Source organism: Xanthomonas codiaei (genome assembly GCF_002939785.1).
GTDB lineage: Bacteria > Pseudomonadota > Gammaproteobacteria > Xanthomonadales > Xanthomonadaceae > Xanthomonas > Xanthomonas codiaei.
The window spans coordinates 26,811-42,925 of record NZ_MDEC01000030.1 but is presented as its reverse complement, the minus strand read 5'-3'; the positions used below and the strand labels follow the sequence as shown (position 1 = coordinate 42,925).

Genomic DNA, 16,115 nt, shown 5'->3' with positions numbered 1-16,115 from the left:
GAACAAGCTCCTACTTCAATTGAATGCTGCGCCAACTACCTATCCACCCTGCGGGCATCCGGTCCCACGACTGATCGAGTCACCGTTCAGCGAATAGCATTCGAAAATCAGCATCCCTTTAGCGTCGAATTTTCCGGTAAACACCAGGAAAAGCGCCTTGCTCTTAGATAATGCGATGACTTGACTGGGTGCACCGGGGAGCCTTCTCACCAATGCGGCCGTGACAAGGCCGCGCTCGTCACGGTTGATCCTGTACATCTGCCCCTCATTGAGACCCAGGTGGGCTAAGCCGGTAAATACGAAGACCCCGTGCGTGTTTTCAACGATACCCAGTACGTTTTCTTCTAAAAGCACACGGACATTTCCGGACGCATCCTTGAACTGGAGACGACCGATCCACTCCCCGCGATCGGTGCCGCTGAGCAATCCACCAAAGGCGTATGCGGAATGATCCGGCTCAGGGGGTTGCGTCCAAGCTGGCGTATCCGCCGTAACCAAGGCAAAAGCCAACATCCATGCGGCAGGGAAACTCATGTGCCTCTGAGCCCATATTGATGGCGGCAATGTCCGACGCTGTGTGAGTAGGGATGCATCTGTTAGCCCGCTTTGAGCATGAGGCCGGGAGGTTACCCAAGCTTCCGCAGACGGCAGGCACGTCGTCAGCGAAACACCACCGTGCGATGTCCGTTGAGCACGATGCGATGCTCGACGTGGCGGCGCACGGCGCGGGCCAGCACCAGCGATTCGGTGTCGCTGCCCACGCGCACCAGATCGCGCGGGGTCATGGCATGGTCCACACGGGCGATGTCCTGTTCGATGATCGGGCCTTCGTCCAGGTCTTCGGTAACGTAATGGGCGGTGGCGCCGATGATCTTGACCCCGCGTGCGTGCGCCTGGTGATACGGCTGCGCGCCCTTGAAGCTGGGCAGGAAACTGTGGTGGATGTTGATCGCACGGCCGGCCAGTGCGCGGCACAGGGCGGGCGAGAGGATCTGCATGTAGCGCGCCAGCACCACCAGGTCCACGCGCAACTCCTGGACCAGCGCAAGCAGCTGGGCTTCCTGCGCAGCACGGGTGTCTGGGTTGACCGGCAGGTGGTGGAAGTCGATGCCGTAAGACGCGGCCAGCGGCGCGAAGTCGGCATGGTTGGAGACCACGGCCACGATGTCCACCGGCAGTTGCCGGCTGTGCATGCGAAACAGCAGATCGTTGAGACAATGCCCCTGCTTGCTCACCAGCACCAGCAACCGCGCGCGGCGGCGCGCATCGTGCAATTGCCAGGCCATCTGGAACTCGTTGGCGAGCAGTGCGAACCGCTGCTCCAGGCTGGCGATCCCAGTGCCGGGCGGTTTGTCGAAATGCACGCGCAGGAAGAAGCGGCCGCTTTCGTCGTCGCCGAATTGCTGCGCGTCGAGGATGTTGCAGGCCAGGTCGAACAGCAGGCCGGTGACGCGATAGACGATACCGGTGCGGTCGGGGCAGGAGAGCGTGAGGATGTAGTCGGAGCGCATCGGGCGATGATAGCCAATGCATGTGGCCACCGGCGCAGTGCTTGCGTCGGTAACTTTTGCGACAAGCAGAGGCGCGACATGCCATGCAGCGGAGCTGCAGATGGGCGCGCGGCCGCAACCCGCGGCATTGTGGTCAATCCCGATCGCGGCGGTTGGCACTGTGCAGACCGCGTGCGCAGCGACTTGCGGCAGGGTCACTCGTCGGTCGGGTGTCAGCGTGGCGGCAAGCGCAGCATCAGGCGACGGTTGATTTCCTCCAGCTGCGCCAGCGAATCCTCCACCGAGGTCTCCATCGCATCCTGGGTGGTGATGTGCGCACGCAGGTGCGCCGGGTCGGACAACTCGCCACGCACCAGAAACACGTTCTCGCCCACTTCGCCGACATGCCGGCTGAGTACCACGTGGTCCACCTGATCGAAGCCATGCTGCTTGGCCAGCGACAACAGGCGTGCGGCCATGCGTTCGCTGGCCGCGTCGGTGGGCTTGTTCAATTCGGCATCGAGCACGGCAACCGCCTCGCGGACCTGCGCGAACAGGTAATGGTCCGGATGCTCGGGATGGTCCGGGCCGACCTGGCCTTTGTCGATGACTGGCGGGGTGGTCATGATGCGTCACCGGCATAGGCCGCTACGCGCGGTGGGCGCGCGGAAGAACCGGGCCTGATGTGCAGGTGTCGCATCGCATTCTCCCTGAAGGCGCTGGTGGTGGCTGCAACGCCATGCGCATGGCGCAGATCGTTACCGGATCGAATCGAGCAGGCACCTTAGCCGCTTGCGGAGATTGCCTCAAGCCAGCCGGTGCCTGGAGAACGCCATCAAGCTGCCACGGCCCTGCGATGCGCCGTGCGGCGGCGTTCGTTCATCTCGTGCGCCTCGTATGGTGGCCTGGATGCCAGCGTAAGGGGACGCTGCATGGAGGGCTTGTGATGGGTGGCAGCAGCGGATGTCGCTCTGCTTTGAGGCAGGTCACCGCAGGACTGGATTGCCATGTGCCTGCAAGTGACTGCGCGCGGACTGCGCACCTGTGCCTGTGGGTTTAGCTGTGCAATAGGCTCGCAGCGGCGTGATTGCTTGCCGCTCAACGCACATGGTGGGCTGCGCTTCAGTGTGTGGGTTGACGTACCCTCACCCCAACCCCTCTCCCGCGGGGAGAGGGGCTTCATTTCACTAGCGGTGTTTGTGCTGACGTGCAAAGGCTGTGCTTTGCGCGCTCATCGCATGCGACGATGCGTCGTGGCCAACCCGGTGCGTGGTATTCAAACGCAGGCATGGAGTGGGCGTTGGACGCAAGGCGGCTCCACAGCAACGCCTACGTTCTTCGCGCTGCCGGACTCGCGCCGGCAAGACGCTTCGCCACAAGCACACTGCCGCCATCGTCTCTCACTTGCGCTACGCCTGCCCCGCCCGGCGCGCTGCCACCTCGGCCAGTACCGCCCAGTCGGCATCGCCGTCGCCATCGGCGATCGCCTCGTCCAGGCTGGCGCGCAGCAGCTCACCCAGCGGCATGGGCACCTGCTTCCCGGCGCCGGCCTGGATCGCCAGATCCACGTCCTTGCGCCCGAGAGTGGCGGTAAAACCGGCGGGGCTGTACTGGCGCTGCATGATCAACTTGCCGTAGCCCTGGTACGCCGGCGCGGCGAACAAGGTGCTGGTCAGCATGCCCAGGAACTGGGTTGTGTCCACGCCATGGCCGCGGACCAGCGCGCTGGCTTCGGCCATGGCGCCGATGGCGCTGGCCAGGCAGACGTTGGCCGCCAGCTTCACCGCATTGGCCTGCTCGGGCGCACGACCGATATGCCAGGTCTTCTGCCCCAGCGCATCGAACATCGGCTGCACGCGTGCCAGCGCGGCATCGTCGCCGGCGGCCAGGATGTTGAGCTTGCCCGCTTCGGCCACATCGACACGGCCGAGCACCGGTGCCGCCACGTAGGCGATACCGCGCTCGGCGTGCAGGGCGGTCAATTCATGCGCCAGCGCCACCGAGATGGTGGCCATGTTGACGTGCACGCTGCCGGCCGGCAGCGCATCCAGCACCCCGCCTTCCAGCATGGTCTGGCGCACCGCGTTGTCGTCGGCGAGCATTGAAAACAGCAACGGGCCATGCGCGGCCGCCTGCGCTGCCTCCACCACCGTGGCACCTGCAGCGTGCAGCGGCTGCGCGCGTTCCGGCGAGCGGTTCCACACGCTCAGCGCGAAGCCGGCGCGCAGCAGGTTATGCGCCATTGGCAGGCCCATCGTGCCCAACCCCAGAAATCCTATCGGCATGCGTGTCCTCTTCGGTATGGCCTGCGTGTCGGGCGTCAGCTGGCGAACACGCCGCGCGCCTGACGCGGCTCGCTGCGCAGATATTGCGGTGCCGGCGTGACGCTGGCACCCAGTGCCGCGGCGGCATGCCAGGGCCACCGGGGGTCGTACAGGATGCCGCGCGCCAGGGCGATGGCGTCGGCCTGGCCGTCCTGCAGAATTGCCTCGGCATGCGCCGGCTCGGTGATCAGGCCGACCCCGATCACCGGCATGCCCACCTGCGCGCGGATCGCCTGCGCAAACGGGATCTGGTAGCCGTCCTGCAGTGCGATCTGCTGGCGCGGATCCAGCCCGCCGCTGGAAACGTGGATGTAGTGCGCGCCGCGTGCATCCAGTGCCTTGGACAGCGCAATGCTCTGCTCCAGATCCCAGCCACCGTCCACCCAGTCGGTGGCCGAGATGCGTACGCCCACCGCCATCCGTGCCGACACGGCCGCGCGCACCGCATCGAAGATGCGCAGCGTCAGCCGCATGCGGTTCTCCAGCGAGCCGCCATAGGCATCGCTGCGCTGGTTGCTCAGTGGCGAGAGAAACTGATGCATCAGATAGCCATGCGCGGCGTGCAGCTCGATCAACTGCAGGCCCAGGCGTTCGGCACGGCTGGCCGATTCGACGAATGCGGCCACCACCGCATCGATGCCGGCCTCATCCAGCGCCTGCGGCGAGGGCTGGCCGTCGCGGAACGGCAGCGCCGAGGCGGATACGGTCTGCCAGCCATTGGCGTGGTCGGGCGCGATCGCCTCGCCGCCTTTCCACGGCAGATCGGTGGAGGCCTTGCGCCCGGCATGTGCCAGCTGGATGCCGATCGGCATCGGCGACCAGCGGCGTACCGATTGCAGCACGTCGCTCAAGGCCTGCTCGGTGGCGTCGTCGTACAGCCCCAGATCGGCGTAGCTGATGCGCCCTTGCGGCAGCACCGCGGCCGCTTCCAGGATCAACAGGCCCGCGCCCGATTGCGACAGGGTGCCAAGATGGATGCGATGCCAGTCGTTGGCGCAGCCGTCCTGTGCGGAGTACTGGCACATCGGCGCGATGACGATGCGGTTGGCGAGCGCAAGCGGGCCGAACGCGATGGGAGTGAACAACTGGCTCAAGGCAACATCCAGGCGCAACGGGGGGGGGCGCCCATTGCACTGCGTGCCGCGCCGCCGCACAACCACTGCAATGGATCACTGCGTCATGCGCAGCGCGCACTGTCGTCGCTGGCCGCTGCGGTGTGCAGCGGATCAGGCGGTGGCTGCAGAAAGGCCAGCGCATCGGCACAGGAGCGTTCCACCTTCAGGCTCAACAGCGCATCGGCGCGCGTGCGCCCGAAATTCAGTGCCGCGATCGGCACCCCGTTGCGTGCCGCGGCCTGCACGAAGCGGAAGCCGGAGTAGACCATCAGCGACGAGCCCACCACCAGCACCGCATCGGCAGCCTGCAGATGCGCGAACGCGCGCTCCACTCGCTCGCGCGGGACGTTCTCGCCGAAGAACACCACGTCCGGCTTGATCACGCCGCCACAGGCCGGACATGGCGGCACCACGAAGCTGTCGAACGCCACATCGTCCAGATCCGCATCGCCGTCGGGCGCCTGGGCGGCCTCCAGGTCGGCCCAGCCGGGGTTGGCCTGCTCGAGCAGCAGCTGGAACTCGGTACGCGGCATGCGACGTTCGCAGCCCATGCAGCGCACCACGTCCAGCCGGCCGTGCAGGTCGATCACCGCCTGGCTGCCGGCGGCCTGGTGCAGGCGGTCCACGTTCTGGGTGAGCAGCAATTCCAGTTGGCCACGCGCTTCCAGTGCGGCGAGTGCGTGATGGGTGGCATTGGGCTTGGCCAGCCCGAAGCGCGGCCAGCCCACCAGGCTGCGCGCCCAATAGCGCTGGCGCGTGGACAGCTCGCCCATGAAGGCCTGGAACGTCACCGGTTGCGGACGCTTCCAACCACCTTGCAGATCCCGGTAATCGGGAATGCCCGAATCGGTGCTGCACCCGGCGCCACTGAGCACGAACAGGCGTTGGTGACGCTCGATAAATGCCTGCAGCGCATCGTCGGCTTGGGCAAGGACAGCGGTCATCGAACAACTCCAATTTCCATAGGATCACCTTGCAGACACAGCCTGGGCGCAACGCGCGACGCACTGCAAACTCTACCGGACCGACTGCAGCGCACGCTTGCTCGATGCTGCAGCGAACCGGGTGGATGCGGTACGCAAGGTCATCGCGCATGGCTCATGCATCCAGTACGCACCGCTGATGGCGTTGGATGCATCCAGACGGTAGCTATCTGCTACTGCGGGCGAGTCATGACATGGGGCCGGGGCGGTCGATTCCAAGCAACCGCCTGGAGGTCGTCGCGTCGTCATGGCAGGGGCCGCCACCCAGAAGTGCAGCAGTCGGCCGGCGGCGTTGCGATCACCGACAGGCCGGTTGTACGAGCGTGACGCAGCATCCTGGAGATGTACTCCAGAACCAGGGAGCGCGCGTCTTCGTGCCCGACGCCAAGGGGAGGGTCAAGCGTGGCGTGCCGCGTATCCTCGGCAGATGGTGACCTCTGCCACATCGACACCCACCCTGAGGATCGGCGCGCCGGCGCGCGCGTCTGCTGGCCACCCTGGCGCAGCAACTATCTGCGGTTTCCGCGCCGCAGCGCGCGCGCGGCAAGCGCGTCACCTCGTCCGGCTAGTGCACGCGCCGAGGCGTGCCGTGGGTGCCCTGTGCCGCTGCTGCGATCGCTGCACTGCCCTGTCGGCCTGGCTCATCGGCCACGCGCTGGATGCGGCGCGAAGCGGCCGTAGGGGCGGGCATCGTCCGCGCGTTGGCGCAAGACATGCGCCGCAGCAAACGCCAGCGCAAGCAGCGTCAGGCACATGCCGACCAGCCCGGCCCACCCACCGTGCTGCCAGAACCAGCCGCCCAGCGCACCGATGACGCTGGAGCCGGCGTAATAAGCCAGCAGATACAGCGACGCGGCATGGCTGCGATGCGCGCCACCGAGCCGGCTCACCCACGCGCTGGCCGCCGAATGGGCGATGAAAAAGCCGATCGTCAGCAATACGATGCCGGCCACCACCAGCGCCAGCACAGGCGCCAGGGTCAGCGCCACGCCGACCACGCAGCACACGATGCCGGTGCTGACCACCGGCCCGCGACCGAAGCGATCCGACGCCGCGCCGGCCACCGACGAGCTGACGATGCCGAACACATACGCGCTGAAGATCAGGCCGATCTGGCTCTGGCTCAGCGCGAATTCCGGCCCGCCCAATCGGAACCCGGCGTAGTTGTAGAGGCTGACGAACACGCCCATCAACAGAAACGGCAGCGCGAACAGCCACGGCAGGTTGCGGTCGCGCAGATGCCCGGCCCAGGCACGCAGGTGGAAACGCAGGTTGACCCCATGCCGACGCACGAAATGGCGCGAGGGCGGCAACAGCCACAGAAAGGCGAACGCGCACAGCAGGTCGAGCCCGCTCAGCAGTGCCAGCGCGGTGCGCCAGTCGGTGTGGTCGGTCAGCACGCTCATCACGATGCGCCCGGTCATGCCACCGAAGGCATTGCCGGCCACATACAGGCCGGTGGCCGCGCCCAGCTTGCTGGCGGGCAGTTCTTCGCCCAGGTAGACCATGGCCACCGCCGGCACCCCACCCAGCGCGATGCCGGACAAGCTGCGTACCACCACCAGCGCATGCCAATCGGGCAGGAAGGCCGCCACCAGATTGAGGACCGCAGCCAATGCGATCGAGGCGAACATCAACCCGCGCCGGCCCAGGTTTTCCGACACCGCGCCGGCACAGAAGATGGCCAGTGCCAGGCCGCCGGTGGCCAGCGACAGCGGCAGCGAAGCCACCGCCGCATCCACGCCGAAACTGCGCGCGAATTCCGGCAACACCGGCTGCACGCTGTACAGCAGCGAGAAGGTGGCAAAGCCGGCCAGGAACAAGGCCAGCCGGATGCGGCCGGTGGCCGGCGCGGTGGTATCGACAACCGCGGCAGCGCCACGCAGTGGGCGGGGATCGGACGAAGGCACGCGGACTCGGTGGAAACGTGGGACGGCGAGTATTCGCCCGCCACCACCCCCTGTCCAATATATGATACTCGCAGTTGCCATATATGAAACAGATACCATGGAACTGCGTCACCTGCGCTATTTCCTGGCGGTTGCCGAAGAGGGCAACTTCACCCGTGCAGCCGTGCGGGTCGGTATCGGCCAGCCGCCGCTGAGCCAACAGATCCAGACCCTGGAGCGCGAACTGGGCACACCGCTGTTTCGCCGCACCCACAGTGGTGCCGAGCTGACCCCCGCCGGCGAAGCCTTCCTGGGCGAGGTGCGCCGGGTATTGGCCGATGTGGAACGCGCCGCCGAAACCGCCCGGCGCGTGGCGCGCGGAGAATCGGGCCGCTTGCGCATGGGCTTCACCGCCTCGGCGGCCTTCAGCCCGGTGGTGCCGCAGCTGATCCGCGATTTCCGCCGGCAGTGGCCGCAGGTGGAGTTGCTGCTGGAAGAGACCAACACCGCCAGCCTGCTGGTGGGGCTGGCCGAAGGCCGCCTGGATGCGGCCTTCGTGCGCTATGGGTTGAGCACCCCGCCGGACCTGCACCTGCTGCGCTTTGCCGATGAGCCGATGAAGATCGCGGTGCCGGCCGCGCACCCGCTGGCCGCGCGCAGCAGCGCACCGCTGGCCGCGCTGGCCGGTGAACCCTTCATCCTGTTTCCGCGCAGCTTCGGCTCCAGTCTGTACGATGAGATCCTGGCGGCCTGCCGCGAATCCGGCGTGACCTTGCGCATCACCCAGGAAGCACCGCAGATGTCCTCGATCATCAATCTGGTCGCTGCCGAACTGGGCGTGTCGGTGGTGCCTGCCTCCACCGCGCAATTGCAGCGCCCAGGCGTGCGTTACCTGGATATCGATGGGCGCATGCCGCTGGCGCGGCTGGCGCTGGCGGCGGCTCCCGGCGCGCTGGAGGATGCGCCATTGGTGCGCCATCTGTGGGCGCTGGCGGAAGCGATCTGAGCGCTGCTGCGCCGGCGATGCCACGCCCCAGGCACTAGCATCGCGACCGAACACCACGACAACGGCGCGACGTTGCAGGACTCACCACGCGCCTCTTGACCTCAACTGCGATTGAGGTTGTCCAATGCAGGCCCCTCCCATCGACTTGAATGCCATGCATCTTCGTCACCTCGTCCTGCCCTGCCTGGACCCCGATCTCACCCTGCGCTTCTATCGCGACGTGCTGCAGCTGACGCCGCACGGCAACAGCGTGCGCATTGGCTGGAGCACGCTGGAATGCGTGCAGGCGCAACATCCGGTGGGCAGCATGCACCTGGCCTTCAACGTGGCCCCGTCGCGGTTCGAAGCCGCTGCGCACTGGATCGGCGCACGCGCCACGCTGTTGAGCGACCCGCAGGGGCGGCAACGTTTTGCGCTGGATGGCGTATGGCAATCGCAGTCGGTGTACTTCGCCGGCCCGGATGGTGCGGTGCTGGAGTTGATCGCCCGCAACGCGTTGCAGCAGGCAGCCACCGGCCAGGGCGCGTTTGATGGCGAAGAATTGTTGTGCCTGAGCGAGATCGGCCTGCCCAGCAACAACGTGGCGACCGTCATCCGCAGCCTTGGGCATCACTTCGGCGTGCAGCCCTTCGCACCCGCCGTGGACGGCTTTGCCGCGCTGGGCGACGACCATGGTCTGTTGATCGTGGTGGACCAGGCGCGCCGCTGGTTTCCGCAGCAGCGCCAGCTGCCCTGGGCAGACGGCGTGCGCGTGAGCGTGGATGCGCCCCAGCCCGGCCTGCATCTGCGCGATGCGCAAGGGTGGGAGCTGCTGGCGGCTTAGAGCGGCGAGCAAGACGACTGGGCCACCTCCAGGTGACAAACCGATGCACGGCGCGTCACTGTATCGATGTTCGGGGCATCTTCGTGCAGGCATTGCACTTGCGCAGTGACGCGGCCGCTGCGCATAGCCGCTGACTCAATCGGCTGCGGCAGAGACCGGCAGACGGAAGAAACTGCGCGCCGCCGCCGTGCTGTTGGTGGCGGTCACGGCCACCGTTTCGCCACGGTCGCGTGCCAGCTCCTCGACGATATGCGACAGGAACATCGGCTCGTTGCGGCGGTCCTTGGGCATGGGCTTGAGCGTGCGTGGCAGCAGGTAAGGCGCGTCGGTTTCGATCATCAACCGGTTGGCGGGGATGTTGCGTACCAGTTCGCGCAGGTGCGCGCCGCGCCGCTCGTCGCACAGCCACCCGGTGATGCCGATGTAGTAATCGCGATCCAGATAGGCGAACAGTTCTTCGCGCGTGCCGGTGAAGCAATGCACCACGGCCGCACCCAGCTTGCCGTCGAAACTGCGCATGATCGACAGGAAGTCCTCGTGCGCATCGCGCTGGTGCAGGAACAGCGGCTTGCCGTTGTCGGCCGCCAGCTGCAGTTGACGTTCGAAGGCCTTGTGCTGGGCCGGGCGCGGCGCGAAATCGCGAAAGTAATCCAGCCCGCATTCGCCCACGGCCACCACCTGCGGATGCGCGTGCAGGGTACGCATTTCCGTTTCGCATTCGGCGGTGAATTCCACCGCATGATGCGGATGCACGCCGGCGGTGGCGTACAGGAAACCGGGATACTGCTGCGCCAGCTGCAGCGCCAGCGGCGAATGCTCTCGGCTGGCGCCGGTGACCACCAGTTGCGACACCCCGGCCTCGCGGGCGCGTTGCAGCACCGCTTCGCGATCGCGGTCGAAGGAGTCATGGGTAAGGTTCGCGCCGATATCGATCAATTGCATGGTGCGGGTGTGGCCTGAAAGAGCAGATACGATTGTACTGGGTGGGCATTGCCCTCATCCGCCCTGCGGGCACCTTCTCCCGCAGGCGGGAGAAGGAACAGTTGCTGCGGCATCTGCATGCTGTTGGTGGTATCGGCGGCTGTCAGTGGTATCGGCGGCTGTTGGTGGTCTGCGCGCGCGGCAGGCAATGTCTGCAGACTCTCGTCAGCATCTGCACGCTCTGTACGTACCCGAACACGGCTGACAGCACTGCATGGCGCCCGCAGCGCCTGCACACCATCGCCCTGCAGCGCGTGCGTTGCCGTTCCCCTCTCCCGTCTGCGGGAGAGAGGCAGGGGTGAGGGCCGCCCGCACAACACACTCACCCCACCGCCGGCACCGCCATCGCATCGATCTTCGCCGCCACCAGAGGGATCACCATCTGCGCCGAGCGCGACAGCCGTCGCGGCGGAGCCACGCACAGCGCCAGCGTCACACCATCGGCCTGCACGAACGCACCGCCGCTCCCCTCTCCCGCCTGCGGGAGAGGGGCAGGGGTGAGGGCCGCCCGCACAACACACTCACCCCACCACCGGCACCGCCATCGCCATCGATCTTCGCCGCCACCACCTGGATCACCAGCTACGCCGAGCGCGACAGCCGTCGCGGCGGAGCCGCGCGCAGCGCCAGCGTCACACCATCGGCCTGCACGAACGCACCGCCGTTCCCCTCTCCCGCCCGCGGGAGAGGGGCAGGGGTGAGGGCCGCCCGCACAACACACTCACCGCACCGGCGGCACCGCCATCGCATCGATCTTTGCCGCCAGCGCCTGGATCGCCAGCTGCGCCGAGCGCGAGAGTTGCCGTTGCGGGGCCACGCACAGCGCCAGCGTCATCGGCTTGGTCAGGTGCTGGCGGAATGGGACGAAGGCCAGGCGTCCGTCGGCCACATCGGGTGCGGCGTCCAGCCACGACATCAGGCCTACGCCGGCACCGGCACGCACCAGGCCGCGCAGGGTGCGCACGTCGTTGCAGTGGGTGAGCCGCTTCACGTCGATGTGTTGGCGCTGGTACAGCACCTTGGCATGCTCGCCCACGATCAGCGGCGCGGCCGGCAGCAGCAGGCGGTGCTCCAGCGTTTCGCTCAGCTGCAAGTCGCTGCGGCCGCTCAGCGGGTGACCTACCGGCATGGCAATGCCCAACGGAATGTCGGCGAATGCGCGCACCTCCAGGTCCACGCTGCTCACCGGGTCCAGCAGCAGGCCGATGTCCACATCGGCGGAAGTCACCATCTCCATCACCCGCTGGTTGCGCGCGGTGGACAGGTTGAAGGTGATGCCCGGGTACTCCTGCACCAGCGATGCGACCGCCTCCGGGACCACGCCCTCGCTGAGCGCGTCGATCATGGCGATCTCCACATGGCCGCGGCGCAGCCCCTTGAGCTCGTCGAAGCGCTCCAGCGTGCGCGCATACGCCTTTTCCCAGCCGCGCACATCCACCAACAGCAGTTCGCCGGCGGCGGTGAGTCGCAGCCGGCCGGGCAGGCGCTCGAACAACTGGGCGCCCAGCTCTTCCTCGGCCTTGAGGATCTGCCGGTCGATCGCCGAGGCCGAGACGTGCAGCACCTCCGAGGCCTTGCGGATGCTGCCGCAGCGGGCCACTTCGATGAAGTAACGGGTGAAGCGGGAGAAGGTCAGCATGGGGTGGAACTCGCGTGGCGTTGCATTTTTTGCAATGACTGGACGGAAAAACGATGTTTGATCACACACCCCCGGCTTCCTAGAGTCAATCCAGGCCCCTGCGACGGGTGCCGCTCCCGCCTCACGCCAGAGACCGCCCCATGGATGTCGCCGTCCCCGCCCTGCCCCTGCACTGCACCTTCGCCGCCGCCGACTGGCAGCTCCTGGCCCAGCACTGGCACGCGGTGGCGCTGAGCAGCGAGGTGGGGCAGGCGCCGTTCAAGGCCACCCTGCTGGACGAGCCGCTGGTGCTGTACCGCCTGGGCAGTGAACTGGTGGCCGCGCGCGATGTCTGCCCGCACCGCGGGGTGCCGCTGAGCATGGGCACGGCCGATGGCGGCGGCGTGGTCTGCGCCTACCACGGGTTGCGCTTCGGCGCGGGCGGGCGCTGCAATCACATTCCGGCCAGTCCCACCCAGAACATCCCGGCCAGGATGCGCCTGCACACCTACGCGGTGGCCGAGCGCTACGGCCTGATCTGGGTGTGCCTGGCCAAACCGGCCGGGGTGAGCGAGGCCGAGGTGCAGATCCCGCCGATGCCGGGTTGGGACGAGGACGGCTTCCAGCAGATCGTGTGCCCGGCCTTCGACATCGCCGGCAGCGCGGCGCGGCAGCTGGAAGGCTTCATCGACGTGGCGCACTTCGCCTTCGTGCATACCGCCACGTTCGCCCAGCCGGACAAGCGCGAGGTGCCGGCCTACACCACCACCGAAACGCCGACCGGTTTCAACGCCGATTACCTCAGCAGCGTGGCCAATTATTCGGTGGACATGCCGCTGCCGGACGTGGACCCGAGCTTCCAGTGGCTGCGCCACTTCGAGGTGCATCTGCCGTTCACCGCCACGCTCACCATCCACTTCCCGGTGCCGGGCAAGCGGCTGGTGATCATGAATGCCGCCAGCCCGGTGTCCAAGCACAAGACCCGCCTGCTGGTGCCGATCGCGCGCAACTTCGACACCCATCTGCCGGTGGAGGACGTGCATGCCTTCAACCTGCGCGTGTTCGAGGAAGACCGGGCCATGGTGGAAGCGCAACGCCCCGAATACCTGCCGCTGGACCCGCTGCTGGAGGTGCATATCCCGGCCGACCGCAGCTCGATCGCCTACCGCCGTGGCCTGCGCAGCCAGGGCTATAGCGATTTCTTCCTGCGCTGATCGCCAAGGAGCGCGCCATGAGCCTGCATGAAGTGCGTGTTGCCGCCGTGGCCGAGCAAGGCCACCGCCAGCGTGCGATCCGCCTGGAGCCGATCGGCAACGAGTTGCCCGCGTTCGAGGCCGGTGCGCACGTGGACCTGCATCTGCCGGATGGCTTGATCCGCCAGTATTCGATCGCCAGCGCGCCGCATGTGCGCGATCACTATGTGCTATGCGTCAAATTGGCCGATGCCTCGCGCGGCGGTTCGCGGCATCTGTGCGAACAGCTGACGGCCGGCGACCGGCTGCGCATCTCCAGCCCGCGCAACCTGTTTCCGCTGCATCCGGGCGAGCGGCATGTGCTGCTGGCCGCCGGGATCGGCATCACCCCACTGCTGTCCATGGCCGAAGCGCTGGAAGCGCGCGGCGAGGCCTTCGTGTTGCATTACTACGCGCGTCGGCACGCCGACGTGGCCTTCGGGCAGCGGCTGCAGCAAGGCTTCGTGCACGGCCAGGTACATCTGCACCTGAGCGATGGCGGGCAGAGCCCACGCGTGCATGTGCCCGAGGAACTCGGCCAGGCACGCGCGCACGACCAGCTGTACCTGTGCGGGCCGGCGGCCTTCATGGACCACTTCACGCAGCTGGCCCGGGCGCATGGATGGAGCGCTGCGCAGCTGCATCGCGAACATTTCGCCGCCACCGATGCCAGTCACGGCCACACGGCGGATCGCGCCTTCGAAGTGGAGCTGGCCGCCAGCGGCCGCGTGCTGCAGGTGCCGGCCGATTGCAGCATCGCCAGCGCCCTGCTGGATGCCGGGATCGAGGTGCCGCTGTCCTGCGAGCAGGGCATGTGCGGGGCCTGCCTGACCGGTGTGATCGCCGGTGTCCCCGATCACCGCGACAGCGTGCTCGGCGATGCCGAACGCGCCAGCAATACGCAGATCACTCTGTGCTGCTCGCGCAGCCGCTCGCCGCGCCTGGTGCTGGATCTTTGAACCGGCAACATCGTGCGCGCACCGCATGCGTTGCACGGCTCCCGGCAGGCCGCGCACCGCTCCCCGGCCCCGGCCATCCTGATGCACGACGGCGATCACGCGCGGCAATGGCCCACGGCGATGGCAAATCCGCACGCACAAGGCAAGATGGGCAGCCTGCATCCACGGGCCGCGCTCTGGATGCCCTGCGTTGAAGAGAGCCTTGCCGATGCATGCCAGCCGTGTGATTCCCCTGTTCCATCGTGAGGCCGCACGCTGATGCGCTGGCCCGGATTCGCGCTGGCCGCCAATGGCAGCACTGCGTGCACGGAGCTGCTGGCCGGCGCCACCACCTTCCTGACGATGGCGTACATCGTCTTCGTCAACCCCGACATCCTGGCCACCACCGGCATGGACCATGGCGCGGTGTTCGTGGCGACCTGCCTGGCCGCGGCGCTGGGCTCGCTGCTGATGGGCGTGCTGGCCAACTACCCGATCGGCATGGCGCCGGGCATGGGCCTGAATGCGTTCTTCGCCTTCACCGTGGTGGGCGCGCTGGGTTACAGCTGGCAACAGACGCTGGGGCTGGTGTTCGTTTCCGGCTGCCTGTTCCTGCTGCTGACCGTCACCGGTGCGCGGCGCTGGTTGGTCGATGGCATCCCGGCCACGTTGCGCAGCGCGATCGCGGCCGGCATCGGCCTGTTTCTGGCGCTCATCGGCCTGCAGAAGGCCGGGCTGGTGGTCGCGCATCCGCAGACGCTGCTGACCCTGGGCGACCTGCATCGGCCCGAACCGCTGCTGGCGTTGGCCGGGCTGCTGTTGATCGGCGTGCTGGAAGCACGACGCGTGCGGGGGGCGATGTTGCTCGGCATCCTGGCCGTCACCACTGCGGCGCTGGCGCTGGGTCTGGTGCGCTACCAGGGCGTGCTGTCGCTGCCGCCCAGCCTGGCGCCGACGCTGCTGCAGCTGGATATCGCCGGCGCGCTGCACGGCCACGGCGGCAGCGGTGCGCTTGCGGCGGTGCTGCACGTGGTGCTGGTGTTCGTGCTGGTGGAGATGTTCGATGCCACCGGCACCTTGATGGGCGTGGCGCAGCGCGCCGGCCTGCTGCGCACGCAGGCGCAGCGCCGACAGTTCGACCGCGCGCTGCTGGCCGACAGCACCGCCATCCTGGCCGGTTCGTTGCTCGGCACCTCCAGCACCACCGCCTACGTGGAAAGCGCCGCCGGCGTGCAGGTGGGCGGGCGCACCGGCCTGACCGCGCTGGTGGTCGCCGCCTTGTTCCTGCTGGCGCTGCTGTTCTCGCCATTGGCCGCCATGGTGCCGGCGTATGCCACCGCGCCGGCACTGATCTATCTGGCCTCGGTGATGCTGCGCGAGTGCACGCAGATCCAGTGGGACGATGTCGGCGAAGCGTTGCCGGCGGCGATCTGCATGCTCGCCATGCCGCTCACCTACTCCATCGCCACCGGCCTGGCGCTGGGCTTCATCACCTACGCAGCGCTCAGGCTGGGCAGCGGCCGCTGGCGCGGTGTGCACCCGGCCACCTGGGCGATCGCCGGCCTGTTCGTGCTGCGCTATGCGCTGGAATGAACCGATGCTGGCATGCGCAGATGCGTGTTCGCGCAGTCGCGCCGCATATGGTCGTCACGGGCGCTGCATGGCACGCGCGACCGTGATTGCCTGGCCCGCGAACAAGGCTGCCGGCAGCGTGGT

The 16,115-nt window shown here is 67.4% G+C and carries 14 protein-coding genes and 2 pseudogenes; 6 read left to right on the top strand and 10 right to left on the bottom strand.

Going from position 1 to position 16,115, the window contains the following annotated elements; all coding sequences use genetic code 11:
- Nucleotides 1-39: 39 nt before the first annotated feature.
- The 6 genes from XcodCFBP4690_RS18060 to XcodCFBP4690_RS18035 form a co-directional block, all read right to left on the bottom strand.
- The gene (locus XcodCFBP4690_RS18060; protein ID WP_146091954.1) at nt 40-534 is read right to left on the bottom strand and encodes a hypothetical protein; all 495 of its coding nucleotides are present in this window, start codon (nt 532-534) and stop codon (nt 40-42) included.
- A 125-nt stretch (nt 535-659) separates the two neighbouring features.
- Nucleotides 660-1,511 carry a formyltetrahydrofolate deformylase gene (purU, locus tag XcodCFBP4690_RS18055; protein ID WP_104543094.1) on the bottom strand — a complete coding sequence of 284 codons (852 nt, stop codon included), beginning with the start codon at nt 1,509-1,511 and terminating at the stop codon, nt 660-662.
- Nucleotides 1,512-1,723: 212 nt separating this feature from the next.
- Complete coding sequence (locus XcodCFBP4690_RS18050; protein ID WP_104543092.1) at nt 1,724-2,116, bottom strand: XVIPCD domain-containing protein; 393 nt, start codon at nt 2,114-2,116, stop codon at nt 1,724-1,726.
- A 783-nt stretch (nt 2,117-2,899) separates the two neighbouring features.
- Complete coding sequence (locus XcodCFBP4690_RS18045) at nt 2,900-3,775, bottom strand: NAD(P)-dependent oxidoreductase (protein WP_104543090.1); 876 nt, start codon at nt 3,773-3,775, stop codon at nt 2,900-2,902.
- Between the two features lie 35 nt (nt 3,776-3,810).
- The gene (locus tag XcodCFBP4690_RS18040; protein WP_104543131.1) at nt 3,811-4,908 is read right to left on the bottom strand and encodes an NADH:flavin oxidoreductase/NADH oxidase; all 1,098 of its coding nucleotides are present in this window, start codon (nt 4,906-4,908) and stop codon (nt 3,811-3,813) included.
- An 83-nt stretch (nt 4,909-4,991) separates the two neighbouring features.
- Entirely contained in the window at nt 4,992-5,873 is an 882-nt protein-coding gene (locus XcodCFBP4690_RS18035) for an NAD-dependent protein deacetylase (RefSeq protein ID WP_104543088.1), read from the bottom strand.
- A gap of 509 nt (nt 5,874-6,382) precedes the next feature.
- Between XcodCFBP4690_RS18035 and XcodCFBP4690_RS18030 the strand changes: the two are divergent.
- A pseudogene (locus XcodCFBP4690_RS18030) lies at nt 6,383-6,481 on the top strand (MerR family transcriptional regulator); the annotation flags it as partial.
- 72 nt (nt 6,482-6,553) lie between these two features.
- Here XcodCFBP4690_RS18030 and XcodCFBP4690_RS18025 read toward each other — a convergent pair.
- Nucleotides 6,554-7,822, bottom strand: coding sequence for an MFS transporter (locus XcodCFBP4690_RS18025; RefSeq protein ID WP_430523614.1), 1,269 nt, complete (start codon nt 7,820-7,822; stop codon nt 6,554-6,556).
- Between the two features lie 97 nt (nt 7,823-7,919).
- On the opposite strand from XcodCFBP4690_RS18025, the gene XcodCFBP4690_RS18020 reads away from it, so the two are divergent.
- Entirely contained in the window at nt 7,920-8,807 is an 888-nt protein-coding gene (locus XcodCFBP4690_RS18020) for a LysR family transcriptional regulator (protein ID WP_104543084.1), read from the top strand.
- 154 nt (nt 8,808-8,961) lie between these two features.
- Entirely contained in the window at nt 8,962-9,630 is a 669-nt protein-coding gene (locus XcodCFBP4690_RS18015; protein WP_167394697.1) for a VOC family protein, read from the top strand.
- A 135-nt stretch (nt 9,631-9,765) separates the two neighbouring features.
- Here the strand turns inward: XcodCFBP4690_RS18015 and XcodCFBP4690_RS18010 are convergent, their stop codons facing one another.
- From XcodCFBP4690_RS18010 to XcodCFBP4690_RS18000, 3 genes and pseudogenes are all read right to left on the bottom strand, one after another.
- Nucleotides 9,766-10,572 (bottom strand): TatD family hydrolase, encoded by an 807-nt coding sequence (locus tag XcodCFBP4690_RS18010; RefSeq protein WP_104543082.1) that lies wholly within the window; start codon nt 10,570-10,572, stop codon nt 9,766-9,768.
- 361 nt (nt 10,573-10,933) lie between these two features.
- Nucleotides 10,934-11,047 (bottom strand): annotated as a pseudogene (locus XcodCFBP4690_RS18005) (LysR family transcriptional regulator); the annotation flags it as partial.
- Between the two features lie 285 nt (nt 11,048-11,332).
- Entirely contained in the window at nt 11,333-12,250 is a 918-nt protein-coding gene (locus XcodCFBP4690_RS18000; RefSeq protein WP_104543080.1) for a LysR family transcriptional regulator, read from the bottom strand.
- A 140-nt stretch (nt 12,251-12,390) separates the two neighbouring features.
- Here XcodCFBP4690_RS18000 and XcodCFBP4690_RS17995 point away from each other — a divergent pair, with 140 nt between their 5' ends.
- The 3 genes from XcodCFBP4690_RS17995 to XcodCFBP4690_RS17985 all read left to right on the top strand — a co-directional run bounded on the left by XcodCFBP4690_RS17995 (nt 12,391) and on the right by XcodCFBP4690_RS17985 (nt 15,992).
- Entirely contained in the window at nt 12,391-13,443 is a 1,053-nt protein-coding gene (locus tag XcodCFBP4690_RS17995) for an aromatic ring-hydroxylating oxygenase subunit alpha (protein ID WP_104543078.1), read from the top strand.
- A gap of 17 nt (nt 13,444-13,460) precedes the next feature.
- Nucleotides 13,461-14,420 (top strand): PDR/VanB family oxidoreductase, encoded by a 960-nt coding sequence (locus tag XcodCFBP4690_RS17990; protein ID WP_104543076.1) that lies wholly within the window; start codon nt 13,461-13,463, stop codon nt 14,418-14,420.
- Nucleotides 14,421-14,678: 258 nt separating this feature from the next.
- Nucleotides 14,679-15,992, top strand: a complete 1,314-nt coding sequence (locus XcodCFBP4690_RS17985) for an NCS2 family permease (protein ID WP_104543074.1) — start codon at nt 14,679-14,681, stop codon at nt 15,990-15,992.
- Nucleotides 15,993-16,115: the final 123 nt, after the last annotated feature.